Origin of the sequence: Streptomyces sp. NBC_00341, from assembly GCF_041435055.1 — a bacterium.
In the GTDB taxonomy this organism is placed as follows: Bacteria; Actinomycetota; Actinomycetes; order Streptomycetales; family Streptomycetaceae; genus Streptomyces.
This window is the reverse complement of record NZ_CP108002.1, coordinates 6,823,081-6,841,209: the sequence shown is the minus strand read 5'-3', so window position 1 is coordinate 6,841,209 and position 18,129 is coordinate 6,823,081. Positions and strand designations below refer to the sequence as shown.

The 18,129-nt window shown below is 70.3% G+C and carries 18 protein-coding genes; 3 read left to right on the top strand and 15 right to left on the bottom strand.

Going from position 1 to position 18,129, the window contains the following annotated elements; translation table 11 throughout:
* Window positions 1–25: 25 nt before the first annotated feature.
* On the bottom strand, window positions 26–2,074 hold the full coding sequence (locus tag OG892_RS30815; RefSeq protein ID WP_073737649.1) for an APC family permease: 2,049 nt from the start codon (window positions 2,072–2,074) through the stop codon (window positions 26–28).
* Window positions 2,075–2,424: 350 nt separating this feature from the next.
* Here OG892_RS30815 and OG892_RS30810 point away from each other — a divergent pair, with 350 nt between their 5' ends.
* Entirely contained in the window at window positions 2,425–3,093 is a 669-nt protein-coding gene (locus tag OG892_RS30810; RefSeq protein ID WP_024490560.1) for a TrkA family potassium uptake protein, read from the top strand.
* The gene (locus OG892_RS30805) at window positions 3,093–3,770 is read left to right on the top strand and encodes a TrkA family potassium uptake protein (RefSeq protein ID WP_073737650.1); all 678 of its coding nucleotides are present in this window, start codon (window positions 3,093–3,095) and stop codon (window positions 3,768–3,770) included. Before OG892_RS30810 ends, OG892_RS30805 begins: the two co-directional genes overlap by 1 nt.
* An 84-nt stretch (window positions 3,771–3,854) precedes the next feature.
* Here the strand turns inward: OG892_RS30805 and OG892_RS30800 are convergent, their stop codons facing one another.
* The 12 genes from OG892_RS30800 to OG892_RS30745 form a co-directional block, all read right to left on the bottom strand.
* Complete coding sequence (locus OG892_RS30800) at window positions 3,855–4,634, bottom strand: DUF3159 domain-containing protein (RefSeq protein ID WP_073737651.1); 780 nt, start codon at window positions 4,632–4,634, stop codon at window positions 3,855–3,857.
* A gap of 3 nt (window positions 4,635–4,637) precedes the next feature.
* Window positions 4,638–5,054: an OB-fold nucleic acid binding domain-containing protein gene (locus OG892_RS30795; RefSeq protein WP_073737652.1), complete on the bottom strand. Its 417-nt coding sequence runs from the start codon at window positions 5,052–5,054 to the stop codon at window positions 4,638–4,640.
* Window positions 5,055–5,140: 86 nt separating this feature from the next.
* The gene (locus OG892_RS30790; protein WP_073737653.1) at window positions 5,141–5,833 is read right to left on the bottom strand and encodes a response regulator; all 693 of its coding nucleotides are present in this window, start codon (window positions 5,831–5,833) and stop codon (window positions 5,141–5,143) included.
* A gap of 56 nt (window positions 5,834–5,889) precedes the next feature.
* A complete protein-coding gene (locus tag OG892_RS30785; RefSeq protein WP_073737654.1) occupies window positions 5,890–8,433 on the bottom strand; it encodes an ATP-binding protein in 2,544 nt (847 codons plus the stop codon).
* A 166-nt stretch (window positions 8,434–8,599) separates the two neighbouring features.
* A complete protein-coding gene (locus tag OG892_RS30780; protein ID WP_073737655.1) occupies window positions 8,600–9,337 on the bottom strand; it encodes an ABC transporter ATP-binding protein in 738 nt (245 codons plus the stop codon).
* A 111-nt stretch (window positions 9,338–9,448) separates the two neighbouring features.
* The gene (locus OG892_RS30775; RefSeq protein ID WP_073737656.1) at window positions 9,449–10,126 is read right to left on the bottom strand and encodes a potassium-transporting ATPase subunit C; all 678 of its coding nucleotides are present in this window, start codon (window positions 10,124–10,126) and stop codon (window positions 9,449–9,451) included.
* A 6-nt stretch (window positions 10,127–10,132) separates the two neighbouring features.
* Window positions 10,133–12,214 carry a potassium-transporting ATPase subunit KdpB gene (kdpB, locus tag OG892_RS30770; RefSeq protein WP_371631721.1) on the bottom strand — a complete coding sequence of 694 codons (2,082 nt, stop codon included), beginning with the start codon at window positions 12,212–12,214 and terminating at the stop codon, window positions 10,133–10,135.
* Between the two features lie 26 nt (window positions 12,215–12,240).
* Window positions 12,241–13,905: a potassium-transporting ATPase subunit KdpA gene (kdpA, locus tag OG892_RS30765; RefSeq protein WP_073737657.1), complete on the bottom strand. Its 1,665-nt coding sequence runs from the start codon at window positions 13,903–13,905 to the stop codon at window positions 12,241–12,243.
* 7 nt (window positions 13,906–13,912) lie between these two features.
* Window positions 13,913–14,002, bottom strand: a complete 90-nt coding sequence (gene kdpF, locus OG892_RS30760) for a K(+)-transporting ATPase subunit F (RefSeq protein WP_037777601.1) — start codon at window positions 14,000–14,002, stop codon at window positions 13,913–13,915.
* Between the two features lie 329 nt (window positions 14,003–14,331).
* Entirely contained in the window at window positions 14,332–15,105 is a 774-nt protein-coding gene (locus OG892_RS30755) for a DUF3710 domain-containing protein (protein ID WP_073737659.1), read from the bottom strand.
* Window position 15,106: 1 nt separating this feature from the next.
* Window positions 15,107–15,640: a dUTP diphosphatase gene (gene dut, locus OG892_RS30750; protein WP_073737660.1), complete on the bottom strand. Its 534-nt coding sequence runs from the start codon at window positions 15,638–15,640 to the stop codon at window positions 15,107–15,109.
* On the bottom strand, window positions 15,640–16,224 hold the full coding sequence (locus OG892_RS30745; protein WP_327339400.1) for a PaaI family thioesterase: 585 nt from the start codon (window positions 16,222–16,224) through the stop codon (window positions 15,640–15,642). Before OG892_RS30745 ends, dut begins: the two co-directional genes overlap by 1 nt.
* 58 nt (window positions 16,225–16,282) lie before the next feature.
* On the opposite strand from OG892_RS30745, the gene OG892_RS30740 reads away from it, so the two are divergent.
* Window positions 16,283–16,741 (top strand): DUF3093 domain-containing protein, encoded by a 459-nt coding sequence (locus OG892_RS30740; RefSeq protein WP_328865181.1) that lies wholly within the window; start codon window positions 16,283–16,285, stop codon window positions 16,739–16,741.
* Window positions 16,742–16,750: 9 nt separating this feature from the next.
* Here OG892_RS30740 and OG892_RS30735 read toward each other — a convergent pair whose 3' ends face one another.
* The gene (locus tag OG892_RS30735; RefSeq protein WP_371630776.1) at window positions 16,751–17,728 is read right to left on the bottom strand and encodes a hypothetical protein; all 978 of its coding nucleotides are present in this window, start codon (window positions 17,726–17,728) and stop codon (window positions 16,751–16,753) included.
* A gap of 13 nt (window positions 17,729–17,741) precedes the next feature.
* Window positions 17,742–18,038 carry a DUF4193 domain-containing protein gene (locus tag OG892_RS30730; protein ID WP_003965732.1) on the bottom strand — a complete coding sequence of 99 codons (297 nt, stop codon included), beginning with the start codon at window positions 18,036–18,038 and terminating at the stop codon, window positions 17,742–17,744.
* Between the last annotated feature and the right edge of the window lie 91 nt (window positions 18,039–18,129).

Here is an 18,129-nt window from a genome sequence, read left to right as displayed (position 1 = left end):
GCTTACCACCGATGAGGGGGCGGTGTCAGCTCTTGTGCGTGTGCTCCTTGGACCTGCGCTCCACCGGTCCCCGGCGCACCGAGCCCGGTGCGGTCCAGTCCGCGCGCCTGCGGGCGCGCTTCTTGGCCGCCTCCGAGGATTCCAGCTGGTACGGGACCGAGGTGACCATCACCCCCGGGGTGAAGAGCAGCCGGCCCTTGAGCCGCAGGGCGCTCTGGTTGTGCAGCAGGTGCTCGTACCAATGGCCGACGACGTACTCGGGGATGTAGACGCTCACGACGTCGCGCGGGCTCTCCCGGCGCAGGCCCTTGACGTACTCGATGACCGGGCGGGTCACCTCGCGGTACGGGGAGTCGAGGATCTTCAGCGGTACGTTGATGCCGCGCCGCTCCCAGTCCTCCCTGAGCGCCTTCGTCTCGGCCGGGTCGACGCTGATGGAGAGCGCCTCCAGATGGTCCGTGCGAATCAGCTTCGCGTAGGCGAGCGCGCGCAGGGTGGGGCGGTGGAGCTTGGAGACCAGGACGATCGAGTGGACCCGGGAGGGCCTGATGCTCTCGTCGGACGGCCCCTCGTCGGCGGCGATCTCCGCGGCGACCCGGTCGTAGTGCTTACGGATCGCGGTCATCGTGCCGTAGAAGATCACCATGCCGAGCAGCGCGACCCAGGCGCCGTGGGTGAACTTGGTGGCGAGGACGACGACGAGCACCAGGCCGGTGAAGAAGGCGCCGAAGGTGTTGATCGCGCGGGAGCGGATCATGTGGCGGCGCTTGAGCGGGTCCTTCTCGGCGCGCAGGTGGCGGTTCCAGTGCCGCACCATGCCGGTCTGGCTCAGGGTGAAGGAGACGAACACGCCGACGATGTAGAGCTGGATCAGCCGGGTCGAGTCCGCCCCGTAGATCACGACCAGCAGGATCGCGGCGCCGGCCAGCAGCACGATGCCGTTGGAGAAGGCGAGCCGGTCACCGCGGGTGTGCAGCTGACGGGGCAGGTAGCTGTCCTGGGCCAGGATCGAGCCGAGCAGCGGGAAGCCGTTGTACGCGGTGTTCGCGGCCAGGAAGAGCACGAGCGCGGTGGCCGCGGCGAGGATGACGAAGAAGAACGTCCCGTCACCGAACACGGCGGCCGCGACCTGGGAGATCACCGGGTCCTGGACGAAGCCGGATCCGACCGGGGAGCCGTTGCTGATCAGGTCCTTCGCCGGGTTCTCCGCCATCTTCACGTCGGTGGCCATGGCCAGCCCGATGATGCCGCAGAACATGGTGACGGCCAGCAGGCCCATCGCCGCGAGGGTGGTGGCGGCGTTCTTGCTCTTGGGCTTGCGGAACGCGGGGACGCCGTTGCTGATCGCCTCGACGCCGGTGAGGGCGGCGCAGCCGGAGGAGAACGCCCGCAGCAGGAGGAAGACGAGGGCGAAGCCCGCCAGTCCCTGGTGTTCGGCCCTGATCGTGTAGCCGGAGGTCGGGGCGTGCATGGTGTCGCCCAGCACCAGTCCGCGGAAGGCACCCCACACGATCATGATGAAGACGCCGGCCACGAAGAGGTACGTGGGGATGGCGAAGAGCTTCCCGGACTCCTTCACGCCGCGCAGGTTCATCACCGTGAGCAGCACGATGGCCGCGACGGCACAGGCCGTCTTGTGCTCGACGACGAACGGGATCGCGGAGCCGAGGTTCTCCACCCCGGAGGCGATCGACACGGCGACGGTGAGGACGTAGTCGACCAGGAGGGCGCTGGCCACGGTCAGCCCGGCCTTCGGGCCGAGGTTGGTGGTCGCGACCTCGTAGTCGCCGCCCCCGCTCGGGTACGCGTGCACGTTCTGCCGGTACGAGGCGACGACGGTGAACATCAGGACCACGACGGCGACCGCGATCCACGGGCTGAAGTGGTACGCCGACACGCCTGCGATGGACAGCACCAGGAGGACTTCTCCGGGTGCGTACGCCACCGAGGACAGCGGATCGGATGCGAAGACGGGCAGGGCGATGCGTTTGGGGAGGAGTGTCTCCCCCAGCTTGTCGCTGCGCAGGGCCCGTCCGATCAGGATCCGTTTGGGCACGTCGGTCAGTTTGGACACGCTGTGGATCGTAAGGGTTCCGTATGGGGCCCGCCCACGCACCACCCCCGTATCACTTGAATCTCCTGCACTCGGACGGAAAAGCCACGAAATCCTTAACGCAATCCTTGCGCCGAGGCGCTCCGGGAAGCTCGAAAACGTGCCGGAACAGTTCGGGCCCCGTCCCTTTGCCATCGTGGCCCCGGGGAAAGGACACTCGAATGAGGCAACGCACCCGGCGCCGCATAAGCTCATCCTGGGCAACGGGACGAACCGTTGCCCCATTGTTTGCCCGGCCAGCCGAGGAATGAGTGTGAGCAGGGTGTTTTCGCAGGTCAGCCGGACGATCAGGACTGCGAGGTAGGCGCAAGGTGCACATCGTCATCATGGGCTGCGGGCGAGTAGGAGCCGCTCTCGCGCAGACCCTGGAGCAGCAGGGGCACACGGTCGCCGTCATCGACCAGGACCCCACCGCGTTCCGGCGCCTCGGCTCCGGATTCGGCGGCCGACGTGTCAGTGGCGTCGGTTTCGACCAGGACACCCTCCGAGAGGCGGGGATCGAAGAGGCCGGCGCGTTCGCGGCGGTCAGCAGCGGCGACAACTCCAACATCATCGCGGCCCGGGTGGCGCGCGAGATGTTCGGCATCGAGAACGTCGCGGCCAGGATCTACGACCCCCGGCGCGCCGAGGTCTACCAGCGGCTCGGCATCCCCACGGTCGCCACGGTGCGCTGGACGGCGGACCAGATGCTGCGCCGGCTGCTGCCCTCGGGCGCCGAGCCGCTGTGGCGGGATCCGAGCGGCGGTGTGCAGCTCGCGGAGGTGCACACCACACCGTCCTGGATCGGCCACAAGATCAGCACGCTGCAGGAGGAGACGGGCGTCCGCGTGGCGTTCCTCACCCGACTGGGCGAAGCCATACTGCCGTCGTCGCAGACGGTGCTGCAGGAGGGCGATCTGGTCCACGTGATGATGCGTACGGACGAGATCGCGAAGGTCGAGGCGGCCTTCGCCGAGGGCCCTGAGGAGGGCGGTCACTGATGCGTGTCGCGATTGCCGGGGCCGGTGCGGTGGGCCGTTCCATCGCGGCCGAGCTGCTGGAGAACGGCCACGAGGTGCTGCTCGTCGACAAGGCGCCGACCGCCATCTCGGTGGAGCGGGTGCCGATGGCCGAGTGGCTGCTGGCGGACGCCTGCGAGATCACCTCGCTGGACGAGGCGGCGTTGCAGCGCTGCAACGTCGTGATCGCCGCGACCGGCGACGACAAGGTGAACCTGGTCGTCTCGCTGCTCGCCAAGACGGAGTACGGCGTGCCGAGGGTGGTCGCCCGGGTGAACAACCCGAAGAACGAGTGGCTGTTCAACGAGTCCTGGGGCGTCGATGTGGCGGTCTCCACCCCGAGGCTGATGTCGGCCCTGGTCGAGGAGGCGGTGAGCGTCGGTGATCTGGTCCGGCTGCTGCGCTTCAGCCACGGCGACGCCAACCTGGTCGAGCTGACGCTGCCCCCGGAGTCGGCGCTGGCCGGTACCCAGGTCGGGGATGTGGCGTGGCCCGAGGACACCTCGCTGGTCACGATCATCCGCGGCCAGCGGGTCCTGACGCCGAGCACGGAGGAGACCCTGGAGGCCGGTGACGAGCTGCTGTTCGTCGCGGCCCAGGCGCGTGAGGAGCAGCTGGAGGACCTGCTCTCGGTGCGCCAGGGGGACTCGGAGAGCTGAGCGGGGACGTGTGGAGGGGCCCGGTAACGCCAGTGGCGCTACCGGGCCCCTCCACACGTCCGGCTCGTGTCCGGGCCGTCCCGTTCAGAACTCCTGACCGCGGGCCGCTTCGGCGGCGGCCGCCGCGCGGGTCTGCTCGGCCTTGCGGTCCTTCTCGGCCTGCTCCTCGGCCTCCATCTCGGCGAAGACGTCGATGGGCGGCGGCGCCTTGGCCAGGAAGACCCAGGTGAGGTAGACGGCGAGCAGGAACGGCGGGATCTTCAGTGCCACCAGGACCCAGCCGAACTGGGTGGTGTCGCCCCACCAGTACAGCGGGAAGAGGATCGCGCACTTGGCGAGCAGGATCAGTCCCCAGGCGTAGCTGGCCTTGGCGTAGGCCTTCTTGCGGCCGGGGTTCCTGGTGCGCCAGGAGAGGTTCTCCTTGAAGACCGGGCCGAGGATCAGGCCGATCAGCGGCATTCCCGCCACCGTGGTGACCAGGTAGGCGAGGGCCAGTCCGAGCGTGTAGATCATGCCCGGGAGATAGAAGTCCTTGGCGTTGCCGGTCATCTTCGCGAAGACGACACCGAAGGCCACACCGAAGACGCCGCTGAAGGCGTGCTTGACGGTGTCCCTGCGGATGAGCCGGACGGCCACGAGCACCAGCGACACCGCCAGGGCCGCGATGGCCGAGTACGTGAGGTTCTTGTCGATGGTGAAGATCGTGACGAAGAGCAGTCCCGGCAGGACTGTCTCCACCATGCCCCGGATGCCGCCGAAGGCCTCGAAGAGCGCGGCCTCCGTGACCGCCTTCGCGTCAGCCTCCTGCTGGTCGGTGCGGGTGGTGGGGTCCGTTTCGGACGTCGGCTTGTCAAGAGACGTCACCGGCTACTCCTTGCCGAGCGGTCGGAGTTCGTATTTGGGGTTGAACAGCACCCGGCGCCCGTGGCTCATGGAGATCCGGCCCGAGGCGATGAGCTTGCGGCCCGGCTCGATGCCCACGATGGAGCGGCGGCCGAGCCAGACCACGTCCAGCGGAGCGGTGCCGTCGAAGAGCTCCGCCTCCAGGGCGGGCACTCCGGCGCGCGGTCGCAGGGTGACCGTCCGCAAGGTACCAGTGACCTTCACGATCTGTCGGTCACTGCACTCGGAGATCCGGGTGCATCCCGAGGCGTGCGAGTCCTCCGCCAGCTCCTCGCACTCCAGGTCCTCCTGGGAGCTGGAGAGCCGGTCGAGCATCCGGCGGAAGCGCCCGGACGGCCGCTCGGCCTTCCCGGCCTTCTCGAATCGAGGGACAGCACTCATAACCGAAGCGTACCGGTCTCCGGAGGTCGTGGCGGGTGGCCACCGTCTCACTCGAACGGGTTACGGGGAGAGCCGGGCGGCTGACGTCAGGCCCGCTCGAAGCGGTAGCCCATCCCCGGCTCTGTGACGAAGTGCCGGGGATGCGCGGGATCGGCCTCCAGCTTGCGCCGCAGCTGCGCCATGTAGACCCGCAGGTAGTTGGTCTCGGTGCCGTAGGACGGTCCCCAGACCTCCTGGAGCAGCTGCTTCTGGCTGACCAGCCGGCCGCTGTTGCGGACGAGTACCTCCAGCAGGTGCCACTCGGTGGGGGTGAGCCGTACGTCCCGGCCCTCGCGCTGCACCTTCTTGGCGGCCAGGTCGACGGTGAAGCCCGTGGTCTCGACGATCACGGCCTGGTCGCCGCCGTCCTGTCCGACGGGCTCGGCGCGGCGCACGGAGGCGCGCAGCCGGGCCAGCAGCTCGTCCATGCCGAACGGCTTGGTGACGTAGTCGTCGGCCCCCGCGTCCAGCGCCTCGACCTTCTCGTCGGAGGTGTGGCGGGCCGAGAGCACCAGGATCGGCACCCGGGTCCAGCCGCGCAGCCCCCTGATCACCTCGACTCCGTCCATGTCGGGCAGCCCGAGGTCCAGCACGACGACGTCGGGGTGGCGGGCGGCGGCGAGCTGGAGGGCGGTCGCGCCGTCGGGCGCGGCGTCCACCTCGTACTTGCGCGCCTTCAGGTTGATCACGAGGGCGCGTACGATCTGCGGCTCGTCGTCGACCACAAGCACCCGGGTCATCTCGGTCCTGCCTCTCTGCTGTACGGGGGGTTGTGCGGCGGTCTGCGGTAGGTGGGTCATGAGGTGACCCGCGCGGGCAGGTCGGGGGCGACCGGGACGTGTCCCGGGGCCGCGCTGAGGGTCAGCACCATGGTGAGGCCGCCGCCGGGGGTGTCCTCCGCGTCCAGCGTGCCCCCCATGGACTCCACGAAGCCGCGGGCCACGGCGAGGCCCAGGCCGACGCCGGCGCCGCGCGGGGCGTCGCCGTAGCGCTGGAAGGGCTCGAAGATGCGTTCCTTGCCGTCGTCGGGGACGCCGCGGCCGCGGTCGGCGACCCGGAGCTCGACGCGGGCGCCGAGCGCGCTGGCGGCCACCGTGACGCGGTCGCCGTCCGGGCTGTACTTGACGGCGTTCTCGACGATGTTGGCGACGGCCCGCTCCAGCAGCCCGGGGTCGACGGCGACCATCGGCAGCGTCTCGGGGATGTCCAGCTCGACGCTGTCCTCCGGCACGCCGCCCAGGGCCATCGGCACGACCTCGTCGAGGTCGATCTCGCGGATCAGCGGGGTGACGGTGCCGGTCTGCAGCCGGGACATGTCGAGGAGGTTGCCCACCAGGTGGTCGAGGCGGTCGGCGCCGTCCTCGATGGCTTCCAGGAGCTCGGCCTCGTCGTCCTCGGACCAGGCGACGTCGTCGGAGCGCAGGGAGCTGACCGCGGCCTTGATGGCGGCGAGCGGGGTGCGCAGGTCGTGGCTGACGGCGGCCAGCAGCGCGGTCCTGATCCGGTTGCCCTCCGCGAGCCTGCGGGCCTCCTCCGCCTCGCCGACGAGGCGCTGGCGGTCCAGGACGACGGCGGCCTGGGCGGCGAAGGCGCCGAGCACCCGGCGGTCCTCCGCGGGCAGCACCCGGCCGGAGAGCGCGAGGGCCATGTGGTCACCGACGGGCATGTCCACATCGGCCTCCTCCGGCCGGGCGACCGGCCCCGGCCCGACGCTCCCGGCGCACGTCCAGGGGTCGACGTCGCTCTGCCGCTCCAGCAGGGCGACGGACTCCATGCCGAAGGTCTCGCGGACCCGGTCGAGCAGCGCGGCCAGGGTCGTCTCGCCGCGCAGCACGCTGCCGGCCAGGAAGGACAGGATCTCGGACTCGGCGCGCAGTCGGGCGGCCTGGTGGGTGCGGCGGGCCGCCAGATCGACGACGGAGGCCACCGCGACGGCCACCGCGAAGAAGATCACGATGGCGACGAAGTTCTCGGGGTCCTGGACGGTCAGGGTGTGGGTGGGCGGGGTGAACCAGTAGTTCAGCAGCAGCGAGCCCGCCGCGGCCGAGGCGAGGGCGGGCAGCAGCCCGCCGAGCAGGGCGGCGGCGACGGTCATGAAGAGGAAGAGCAGGACGTCGTTGGCGAGCCCGGGACCGTTCTCCAGGCCCTTGAGGAGCAGCGCGAGGAGGACCGGGCCGCCCACGCCGACGATCCAGCCCCAGATGATCCGGGCCCTGCCGAGCCGGGCGCCCCTGGCGATGGGCAGGCCCCTGCCCTTGGCGACCTCGTCGTGGGTGACGATGTGGACGTCGAGGTCGGTGCCGGACTCGCGGGCGACGGTGGCGCCGACGCCGGGGCCGTAGATGTACTGCCAGGCCTTGCGGCGGCTGGAGCCGAGGACGATCTGGGTGGCGTTGACGCCCCGGGCGAATTCGAGAAGGGCCGAGGGTATGTCGTCGCCGATGACGTGGTGGAAGGTGCCGCCGAGGTCCTCGACGAGCGTGCGCTGGACGGTGAGCTCCTTGGGCGAGGCCGAGGTCAGGCCGTCGCTGCGGGCGATGTAGACGGCGAGGATCTCGCTGCCGGAGCCCTTGGCCGCCATCCGGGAGGCGCGGCGGATGAGGGTGCGGCCCTCGGGGCCTCCGGTGAGCCCGACGACTATGCGTTCGCGGGCCTGCCAGGTGGTGCGGATGTTGTGCTCGCCGCGGTACTGCTGGAGGTATTCGTCGACCCGGTCGGCCACCCAGAGGAGGGCCAGCTCGCGCAGGGCGGTGAGGTTGCCGGGGCGGAAGTAGTTGGAGAGCGAGGCGTCGATGCGGTCCGGCTTGTAGATGTTGCCGTGGGCCATCCGCCTGCGCAGCGCCTGGGGCGACATGTCGACGAGTTCGAGCTGGTCGGCGCGGCGGACCACCTCGTCGGGCACGGTCTCGCGCTGGCGTACGCCGGTTATCGACTCGACGACGTCGCCGAGGGACTCCAGGTGCTGGATGTTGACGGTGGAGACCACGTCGATGCCGGCCTGGAGGAGTTCCTCGACGTCCTGCCAGCGCTTGGCGTTGCGGGAGCCGGGCACGTTGGTGTGCGCGAGTTCGTCCACCAGGGCGACGGCGGGTGCGCGCTCCAGGACCGCGTCGACGTCCATCTCGGTGAAGACCGCGGTGCGGTGCTCGATCTCGCGGCGCCCGGTCTGTTCGAGGCCGTGCAGCATGACCTCGGTGCGCGGGCGGTCGTGGTGCTCGACGAAGCCGACGACGCAGTCCGTGCCCCGCTCCACCCGGCGGTGTGCCTCGGAGAGCATGGCGTACGTCTTGCCGACGCCCGGTGCCGCACCGAGGTAGATCCGAAGTTTGCCGCGCGCCATGGCCCCATCGTCTTCCCGAAACCGGCTGCGGCCGATGCGGCAGCCACTGTCGAAGCTACCTCGTGAATTTCCGGCATATCGGGCGGGGGGTGCTGGAGCTGACCGTATTGACGTAATTCTGATGCCCGGCCGGGCTGTGTCTCACGGCCTGCGGCCCGCCGGCGGCCTACGCGTGTTCGACGATGTGCCCGTCGCTGAGTTCCAGGACCCGGTCCGCGAGGCCGAGCAGCTGGGCGTCGTGGGTGGCGACGAGCGCGGTGACGCCCTCGCTGTGCACGACCGCGCGCAGCAGCTCCATCACCGCGAGGCCGGTCTCCGCGTCGAGCTGTCCGGTGGGCTCGTCCGCGATCAGCAGCGCGGGCCGGTTGGCGAGCGCTCTGGCGATCGCCACCCGCTGCTGCTGGCCGCCGGAGAGCTCGCCGGGGCGCTGGGCGGCGTGGTCCGCGAGGCCGACCAGGGAGAGCAGCAGCGACACCCGCTCCTCGCGCTCGCGCGGATCGGCCTTGCGCAGCCGCATGGGCACGCCGACGTTCTCCGCCGCCGTCAGGATGGGGATCAGGCCGAACGACTGGAAGATGAACCCGATCCGGTCGCGGCGCAGTTCCAGCAGCCCGTTCTCGCCGAGCGCGGAGAGGTCGGTGCCGTCCACGGTGATCCGGCCGCTGTCGGGGCTGTCGAGTCCGCCGACGAGGTTCAGCAGGGTGGTCTTGCCGGAGCCGGAGCGCCCCTTGAGCGCGACGAGCTCACCGCGCGGCACCTCGAAGGACACCCCGCGCAGCGCGTGCGTGGCGGCGGCGCCGGAGCCGTACGAGCGGTGCAGGTCCTCGACCCGGACCATGGGCCGCTCCGTGACGGCCGTGCCGCTCTTCCCGCCGGTGCCCGCCGCGTCGATGCTCTCGGTCATGTCGCTCCCCGTACGTACTCGGTCCTGTCGGCCGCCAGTATGTGCGGGAGGCCCGGCGACGGGCAATGCCCGGGTCCGGCCGCGGCGGCCGGACCCGGGCATCGTGGCCGGTCAACGCCCGGCCGCGGCGTTCACGAGCTGCTTCAGGGCGATGTTCAGCCGGAGCACGTTGACCCGCGGTTCACCCGCGAAGCCCAGGATCCGGCCGTCGGTGTGCCGCTCCACCAGCTCCGCCACCCGCGCCGTGTCCAGGTGGTTGCGCTCGGCGACCCGGCGGACCTGGAGCCGGGCGTACGCCGGGGAGATGTCCGGGTCGAGACCCGAGCCGGAGGAGGTGACGGCGTCGGCCGGCACCTGCGCGGGGCTGACGGGGTGGCCGGGGACGGAGTTGTCCTTCACGGCCGCGGCCTTGGCGGCGGTGACCCAGTCGATCAGCTCCTTGTTGTCGCCGGAGCGGTTGGTCGCGCCGGAGACCAGCAGCGAGTACCGCGTGTTGACGCTGTTGGTGCCGAGACCGTTGGAGGGGCGCGGCTGGAACCACCTGAGATCCGGGGCCGGGGCCTCCTGGCCCTTCTTGAGCGGCAGCTCGTAGCGCTGCCCGATGAGTTCGGAGCCGACGACCTCGCCGTTCGCGGTGATCTCGGAGCCGTTGGCCCGGCCCGGCATGAGGCCCTGGGCGGCCCCGGTGACGGCGAGCGGATAGAGGACGCCGCAGACCAGGGTGAGTACGAGCAGGGCGCGCAGCCCGGCCCAGAGCGGCCGGACGGAGTTCGCGAGTGAGTTGTTCATGGCAGTTCAGCCGATTCCGGGGATGAGGGAGATGATCAGGTCGATGATCTTGATGCCGATGAACGGGGCGACCAGTCCGCCGAGTCCGTAGATCCCGAGGTTGCGCCGGAGCATCGAGTCGGCGCCGGCCGGCCGGTAGCGCACGCCCTTCAGCGCGAGCGGCACCAGCGCGACGATGATCAGCGCGTTGAAGATCACGGCGGACAGGATCGCGGACCGGGGCGAGGACAGATCCATGATGTTGAGCCGGTCCAGGCCCGGATACACCGCGGCGAACATCGCGGGGATGATCGCGAAGTACTTCGCGACGTCGTTGGCGATGGAGAACGTCGTCAGTGCGCCACGGGTGATCAGCAGCTGTTTGCCGATCTCTACGATCTCGATCAGTTTGGTCGGGTCGGAGTCCAGGTCCACCATGTTCCCGGCCTCCTTGGCGGCCGAGGTCCCGGTGTTCATGGCGACGCCGACATCGGCCTGGGCGAGCGCCGGGGCGTCGTTCGTCCCGTCACCGGTCATCGCGACGAGCCTGCCGCCGGCCTGTTCCCGCTTGATGAGGGCCATCTTGTCCTCGGGGGTGGCCTCGGCGAGGAAGTCGTCGACGCCCGCCTCCTCGGCGATCGCCTTCGCGGTCAGCGGGTTGTCGCCGGTGATCATGACCGTGCGGATGCCCATCCGGCGCAGTTCGCCGAACCGCTCGCGCATGCCCTCCTTGACGACGTCCTTGAGGTGGATGACGCCCAGGACCCGGGCGCCCTCCCCGTCGTCGACCGCGACCGGCAAAGGCGTGCCGCCCTCGCGGGAGATCCGCTCTGTGAGCGCGGCGACGTCGGGGTGGACCGTGCCGCCCCGTTCCCGGACCCACGCGGTGACCGAGCCGGTGGCGCCCTTGCGGATCCGGCGTCCGTCGAGGTCCACCCCGGACATCCGGGTCCGGGCGGTGAAGCCCACCCACTCCGCGCGGGACAGCTGCCCCTGATGCCGCTCCCGGAGCCCGTACGCCTCCTTCGCCAGGACGACGACGGAGCGGCCCTCGGGCGTCTCGTCGGCCAGCGAGGAGAGCTGGGCGGCGTCCGCCAGCTCGGCCTCCGTCACGCCCCCGACCGGGAGGAGCGCGGCGGCCTGCCGGTTGCCGAGGGTGATGGTGCCGGTCTTGTCGAGCAGCAGGGTCGACACGTCGCCCGCCGCCTCGACGGCGCGGCCCGACATGGCGAGCACGTTGCGCTGCACCAGCCGGTCCATGCCCGCGATGCCGATCGCGGAGAGCAGCGCGCCGATGGTGGTCGGGATCAGGCAGACCAGCAGTGCGGCCAGCACGGTCATGGACTGCTCGCTGCCCGCGTAGCCGGCGAACGGCTGGAGGGTGACCACGGCCAGCAGGAACACGATGGTCAGCGAGGCGAGCAGGATGTTCAGCGCGATCTCGTTGGGCGTCTTCTGCCGGGCGGCGCCCTCGACGAGGGCGATCATCCGGTCGATGAAGGTCTCACCCGGTCTGGTGGTGATCTTGATGACGACGCGGTCGGAGAGCACCTTCGTACCGCCGGTCACGGCGCTGCGGTCGCCGCCGGACTCCCGGATGACCGGGGCCGATTCGCCGGTGATCGCGGATTCGTCGACGCTGGCGACGCCCTCGACGACGTCCCCGTCGCCCGGGACGATGTCGCCGGCCTCGCAGACCACCAGGTCACCGACGCGCAGTTCGGTGCCCGCCGTCCGCTCCTCGACACCACCCGTCAGGCGGCGGGCGACGGTGCCCGTCCTGGCCCGGCGCAGAGTGTCGGCCTGGGCCTTGCCCCGGCCCTCCGCGACCGCCTCCGCCAGGTTGGCGAAGACCGTGGTCAGCCAGAGCCAGACGGTGATCGCCCAGCCGAACCAGTCGGTCGGGTCCAGGGCCGCCATGACGGTGGTGAGCACCGAGCCGGTCAGCACCACGAACATCACCGGCGACTTGATCATCACCCGGGGGTCGAGTTTGCGTACCGCGTCGGGGAACGCGGCGAGCAGCATGCCGGGGTCGAACAGACCGGCGGCGACGCGCTCCGACGGGGTGTCCCGGTGCGGTGCGCGGACCGGTGTGACGGTGGACATCGTGTCCTTCTGCTTCGTACGGAGGGTCATGACGCCAGCCCCTCGGCCAGTGGGCCCAGAGCCAGGGCCGGGAAGTAGGTCAGACCGGCGACGATCATGACGGTGGCGGCCAGCAGTCCGCTGAAGAGCGGCCGGTGCGTGCCGAGGGTGCCGGCGGTCGCCGGTACGGGCCGCTGCTCGGCGAACGAGCCCGCGAGCGCGAGGACGAACACCATGGGCAGGAACCGGCCCAGCAGCATCGCCAGCCCGATCGTGGTGTTGAACCACGGGGTGTCCGCGGCCAGTCCGGCGAACGCCGAACCGTTGTTGTTGGCGCCGGAGGTGTAGGCGTACAGGATCTCGGAGAAGCCGTGCGCGCCCGTGTTGGTCATCGAGTCGCCCGGGGTGGGCAGGGCCATCGCGACGGCGGTGAAGCCGAGCACCAGGGCCGGGGTGACGAGGATGTAGCAGGCCGCGAGCTTGATCTCGCGGGTGCCGATCTTCTTGCCGAGGTACTCGGGTGTGCGGCCGACCATCAGGCCAGCGATGAACACCGCGATGACCGCCATGATCAGCATTCCGTAGAGGCCGGACCCGGTACCTCCGGGGGCGATCTCGCCGAGCTGCATGCCGAGCATCGTGATGCCGCCGCCGAAGCCGGTGAACGAGGAGTGGAAGGAGTTCACCGCGCCGGTCGAGGTGAGGGTGGTGGCCACCGCGAAGAGGGACGAGCCGCCGACGCCGAAACGGTTCTCCTTGCCTTCCATGGCGCCGCCCGCGATCTCGAACGCGGGCCCGTGGTGGGCGAATTCGGTCCACATCATCAGCGCGGTGAAGCCGAGCCAGATGACGCCCATGGTGGCGAGGATCGCGTAGCCCTGCTTGAGCGAGCCGGTCATCCGGCCGAACGTGCGGGTCAGCGCGAACGGGATGAGGAGGATCAGGAAGATCTCGAAGAGGTTGGAGAGCCCGTTCGGATTCTCGAAGGGGTGGGCCGAGTTGGCGTTGAAGTAGCCGCCGCCATTGGTGCCCAGCTCCTTGATGACCTCCTGGGAGGCGACCGCGCCGCCGTTCCACTGCTGCGATCCGCCCATGAACTGCCCGACCTCATGGATGCCGGAGAAGTTCTGGATCGCCCCGCAGGCGACCAGCACGAGCGCGCCGATCACCGAGACCGGCAGCAGGATCCGTACGGTGCCGCGCACCAGGTCGGACCAGAAGTTGCCGAGTTCACCGGTTCGGGTGGCGGCGAGGCCCCTTACGAGTGCCACCGCGACGGCGATGCCGACGGCGGCGGAGACGAAGTTCTGCACCGCGAGGCCGCCGGTCTGCACGACGTGGCCCATGGCCTGTTCGCCGGAGTAGGACTGCCAGTTGGTGTTGGCGACGAAGGACGCCGCCGTGTTGAACGCCTGGTCGGGGTCGATCGAGACGAAGCCGAGCGAGCCGGGCAGCGAGCCCTGGAGCCGCTGCAGCAGGTACAGGAAGAGAACGCTCACGACGGAGAAGGCCAGGACACCGCGGAGATAGGCGGGCCAGCGCATCTGCGTGTTCGGGTCGGCGCCGATGGCCCGGTATATCCACTTCTCGGCCCGCAGATGCCGGGGCGAGGTGTAGACGCGGGCCATGTGGTCACCGAGCGGGCGGTACGCCAGACCCAGCGCCACGACGAGCGCGAGCAGCTGGAGCACACCTGCGAGGACGGGGCTCATAACGGGCTCAGAACCTCTCCGGGTACAGGAGGGCGAGGACGAGATAGCCCAGCAGGGCGACGGCCACGACGAGGCCCACCACGTTTTCCGCGGTCACAGCTTCGTCACCCCCTTGGCGATGAGTGCCACCAGCGCGAAGACCGCGATCGTGGTGACGACGAAGGCCAGATCGGCCATCGGGTGCTCCTGGATGAGGTGCGGATTTCTCGGACCCCATGAGCAAACCCGCCGCAGACACCGCTTTGACCTGCGTTGATGCCTTCCATACGGAAACGGGCCGGTCCTTGACGGCGCCTGTACGTGCCCGATACGCGCCCCATACGACGCCTGCCGCCCGGCCCCGGCGGCAGCCGGGCACGCAAAAGCCGGTGGGCCGTATCCCTGTACGGGGATACGGCCCACCGGCCGGTGCTTACGGGTGCGGGGTCAGCGCACCTCGGTGATCTCGGGGCCGCGCTGCAGGCCCGCCATGCCGCCGGAGAACTTCGAGTTCTCCTGCTCCTCCTGCTGGACGCCCTCGGGCACCATCTGGGCGTCGTTGGGAAGCTTCAGGACGATCGGGTCGCGCGGGGCCATCGGGCCGTCGCCGCGGACCACCACGGTGTCCCGGAAGACCGTCTCCAGCAGACCGGCCGCCTCCGGCTGCACGGCACCCTGGCCGGAGATCACCCCGCGCAGGAACCAGCGCGGGCCGTCGATGCCGACGAAGCGGACCAGCTGCACGCCGTTCGCCCCGTCGGGAAGCTGTACGGGAACCTGCGCGCGCAGCTCCCAGCCCAGCGGGCCCTCGACCTCGTCGATGATCCCGCCCTGCTGGGTGATGCCGGAGGCGATCTCGTCGCGGACCTCGCCCCAGATGCCCTCCTTCTTGGGGGCGGCGAAGGCCTGCAGCTGGATCGCGCTGTCGCGCAGCACCACGGTGGCGGCGACGATCGCGTCGCCGGCCACCTCCACGCGCAGCTCCATGCCCTCGACGCCGGGCACGAAGATGCCGCCCAGGTCCACCCGGCCCTCGCCGGGCTGGGAGACCTCTTCGATGTCCCACGGCCCGTCCGGCCGCGGCGCCGGCGGAAGGTTCATCCGGCGCGACCCGCCCTCGGCGGCATCGGCGTCATCGAGCCCGTCGACGACCTGCTCGGCCTCGCGCGCTTCGTCCGCCTTGTCCTCGGCGGAACCACTGTCCTTGCGACGTCCGAACACGTCACTGTCCTTCCCGGTCGGAATCGACCGAAGCGTAGCTGTTCCCGTCCTGGGGAAGCTCGCCCCGGACGCCATCAACATCAACGGCGGCATGACCGCCGGTGGACCCGAAGCCCCCTTCGGCCCGCGCCGAACCGGGAAGCTCCGACACCTCGTGGAAGCGCACCTTCTCGACCTGCTGCACGACCAGTTGGGCAATCCGGTCGAACCGCTCGAACCGCACGGACTCGCGCGGGTCGAGATTGATGACGATCACCTTGATCTCTCCACGGTACCCGGCATCAACCGTCCCCGGGGCATTCACCAGTGCGACTCCACAGCGCGCGGCGATACCGGACCGGGGGTGCACGAACGCGGCGTACCCGTCGGGCAGTGCGATCGAAACCCCGGTGGGCAGCACGGCCCGCTCGCCCGGTGCCAGCTCGGCGGCCTCCGTGGTCACCAGATCGGCTCCGGCGTCGCCGGGGTGGCCGTAGGACGGAATCGGCACGTCCGGCTCCGTCCGGCGGATCAGCACGTCCACGGGGTGGCGCATCAGGGGTTCACCTCGAAGGCGCGGGCGCGCTTGACCTGGTCCGGGTCGGCCATCGCAGCCTGGATCTCGGCCGGGCGGCCGTTGTCGATGAAGTGGTCGACCTTGACCTCGATGAAGAGGGCCTCTGCGCGGACCGCCACGGGCCCGTCCGGGCCGCCGATCCGGCCGGTGGCCCGGGAGTAGATCTTGCGGCCGTGCACGGCGGTGATCTCGGCGTCGAGGAACAGCACGGTGTCGACGGGGACGGGGCGGACGAAGTCGGTCTCCAGCCGTCCGGTCACCGCGATCACCCGCAGCAGCCAGTTCAGCGAGCCGAGCGTCTCGTCGAGCGCGGTGGCCAGTACCCCGCCGTGCGCCAGGCCGGGGGCGCCCTGGTGGGCCGCCTGCACGGTGAATTCGGCGGTGACCCCGACGCCCTCGCCGGCCCTCGCCTGGAGGTGCAGCCCGTGCGGCTGTCCCCCACCGCAGCCGAAACAGTGTTCGTAGTGCGCGCCGAGGAGCTCACCGGGGGCCGGCGCGTCGGGATGCCGGACCGGTTTCACCGCGTCGGCCGGGGGCTTCAGAGCCGCAGATGTTCCACTCACAGCCGCAGACCTTACCCGCGCGGCTACCCGCAGGTCGCGCCGTGCCAAGCTTGGGCTCATGCAGCCTTCCGCCCCGCCCTTCGACGAACGCCTCACCGCACCCCGTTCCTGGTGGGTGATCTGCTTCCTGTTCGGCATCGCGTGTGCGCTGATGCTGCTGCCCCTGGGCACCCTGCCGCTGCTCGCCGGACTGGTGGGCGGCACGGTCGCCTCGGCGGTGGTCGTCAGCTCGTACGGCTCCGTCCGGATCCGGGTGGTGGGTGACGCCCTGGTGGCGGGGGACGCGCGGATCCCGGTCTCGGCGCTCGGTGAGGCCGAGGTGCTGGACGCCGAGGAGGCGCGCGCCTGGCGCTCGTACAAGGCGGACACCCGGGCCTTCATGCTGCTGCGCAGCTACATCCCGACGGCGGTGCGGGTGAAGGTCACCGATCCGCAGGACCCGACCCCGTACGTCTATCTGTCGACGCGCGAGCCGAAGGCACTGGTGGCGGCACTGAAGGCGGCGGTACGGGCCTGAGGCCCGCGGTCAGTCGTTGGGGGGCCGGTCCGCCGGATCGCCGGGAAGGGGTTCGTACGGGAGCGCGGGCCGTTCCAGCGGCGGCAGCTCGGGGAGCCGGTCCCAGGGGACCTGGCGCTTGCGCAGATCCTTCCTGACCCGTTCGGCGAGTCTTCTGGTCTCGCGGCGGTTCATCATCGCGCCGACCGTGGCGCCGATCATGAACGGGATCAGGTTCGGCAGATCGCGCACGGTGCGCTTCATGATCTGCTGGCGCAGCTCGCGCTTCATCTGGCCACCGAGTGCCGCGTTGACGGTCACCGGACGGGTGACGTCGATACCGCGTTCCTCGGTCCAGGAGGTCAGGTAGGCGGTGGAGCGCTGGGCGAGGCTGCCCGGCGGGCGGAGTCCGTACACCTCGTGGAGCTCGGCGACGAGCTTCATCTCGATCGCGGCCACACCGGTGATCTCCGTGGCCAGCTCGGCGAGCATGGCGGGCGGCACGGGCATCATGGCCGCCGCGCCGATTCCGGCGCCGACGGTGGCGGTGGCCTTGCCCGCGCCCGCGATGAGCCGGTCGGCCAGCTCCTCGGGCCCGAGGTCGGGAAACTGCTTGCGCAGGGTGGCGAGATCGCGCACAGGGACGCGGGGAGCGATATCGATGATCAGGTCCGCGATATGACCGATCGCTGCCCTGGCGCTCTCCCCGCCCTTGCGTACGCCCCGTTTCACTGAATTCAGACGGCCTGCCCCGGTCACGGGCTCCGTCCTGTCGACCTGTTCGGCCCTGTCGGCCGTGTCGACTTCCGCAGCCGCTTCGGCTGTGCCGGCTGCTTCGAGCGAGGCCGGCAGGCCCCGCTCCTCTTCCTGTCCGCCCGGCGAGGGTGGCAGGGCGGACGGCTCGGCAGGCGCTGCTAGGCCTTCTGCCGGGCCGGTACCGCCCTCATGCGCCTCCGGCTCTTTACTGCGCCGGTGACGCCGCTTCCGGAACGGTGTGTCCCCTGCCACGGCCGACCGGACCTCAGTCGCAGTCGCGGCAGATCGGCTGGCCGTTCTTCTCACGGGCCAGCTGACTGCGGTGGTGCACGAGGAAACAGCTCATGCACGTGAATTCGTCGGCCTGCTTGGGCAGGACCCTTACGGCCAGCTCTTCGTTGGACAGGTCTGCGCCGGGCAGCTCCAGTCCTTCGGCCGCGTCGAACTCGTCGACATCGACGGCCGAGGCCGTCTTGTCGCTCCGACGAGCCTTGAGCTCTTCAAGGCTGTCCTGATCGACGTCGTCGTCGGTCTTTCGTGGGGTGTCGTAATCCGTTGCCATGTCGCTCTCCCCCTCTGGGTGTCTGCGGTGTCTCAGCGCACGTAACGCGTGAGAGGCCGGACTTGTGCCCGACCCGAGGCGGAGATTTTGC

What these genes read in the sequence shown, in the direction of transcription:
- OG892_RS30805 (WP_073737650.1), top strand. Translation starts at nt 3,093, where the DNA reads ATGCGTGTCGCGATTGCCGGGGCCGGTGCGGTGGGCCGTTCCATCGCG.
- OG892_RS30795 (WP_073737652.1), bottom strand. Translation starts at nt 5,054, where the DNA reads ATGAGTGCTGTCCCTCGATTCGAGAAGGCCGGGAAGGCCGAGCGGCCG.
- OG892_RS30790 (WP_073737653.1), bottom strand. Translation starts at nt 5,833, where the DNA reads ATGACCCGGGTGCTTGTGGTCGACGACGAGCCGCAGATCGTACGCGCC.
- OG892_RS30785 (WP_073737654.1), bottom strand. Translation starts at nt 8,433, where the DNA reads ATGGCGCGCGGCAAACTTCGGATCTACCTCGGTGCGGCACCGGGCGTC.
- OG892_RS30780 (WP_073737655.1), bottom strand. Translation starts at nt 9,337, where the DNA reads ATGACCGAGAGCATCGACGCGGCGGGCACCGGCGGGAAGAGCGGCACG.
- OG892_RS30775 (WP_073737656.1), bottom strand. Translation starts at nt 10,126, where the DNA reads ATGAACAACTCACTCGCGAACTCCGTCCGGCCGCTCTGGGCCGGGCTG.
- kdpB (WP_371631721.1), bottom strand. Translation starts at nt 12,214, where the DNA reads ATGTCCACCGTCACACCGGTCCGCGCACCGCACCGGGACACCCCGTCG.
- kdpA (WP_073737657.1), bottom strand. Translation starts at nt 13,905, where the DNA reads ATGAGCCCCGTCCTCGCAGGTGTGCTCCAGCTGCTCGCGCTCGTCGTG.
- dut (WP_073737660.1), bottom strand. Translation starts at nt 15,640, where the DNA reads ATGCGCCACCCCGTGGACGTGCTGATCCGCCGGACGGAGCCGGACGTG.
- OG892_RS30740 (WP_328865181.1), top strand. Translation starts at nt 16,283, where the DNA reads ATGCAGCCTTCCGCCCCGCCCTTCGACGAACGCCTCACCGCACCCCGT.
- OG892_RS30730 (WP_003965732.1), bottom strand. Translation starts at nt 18,038, where the DNA reads ATGGCAACGGATTACGACACCCCACGAAAGACCGACGACGACGTCGAT.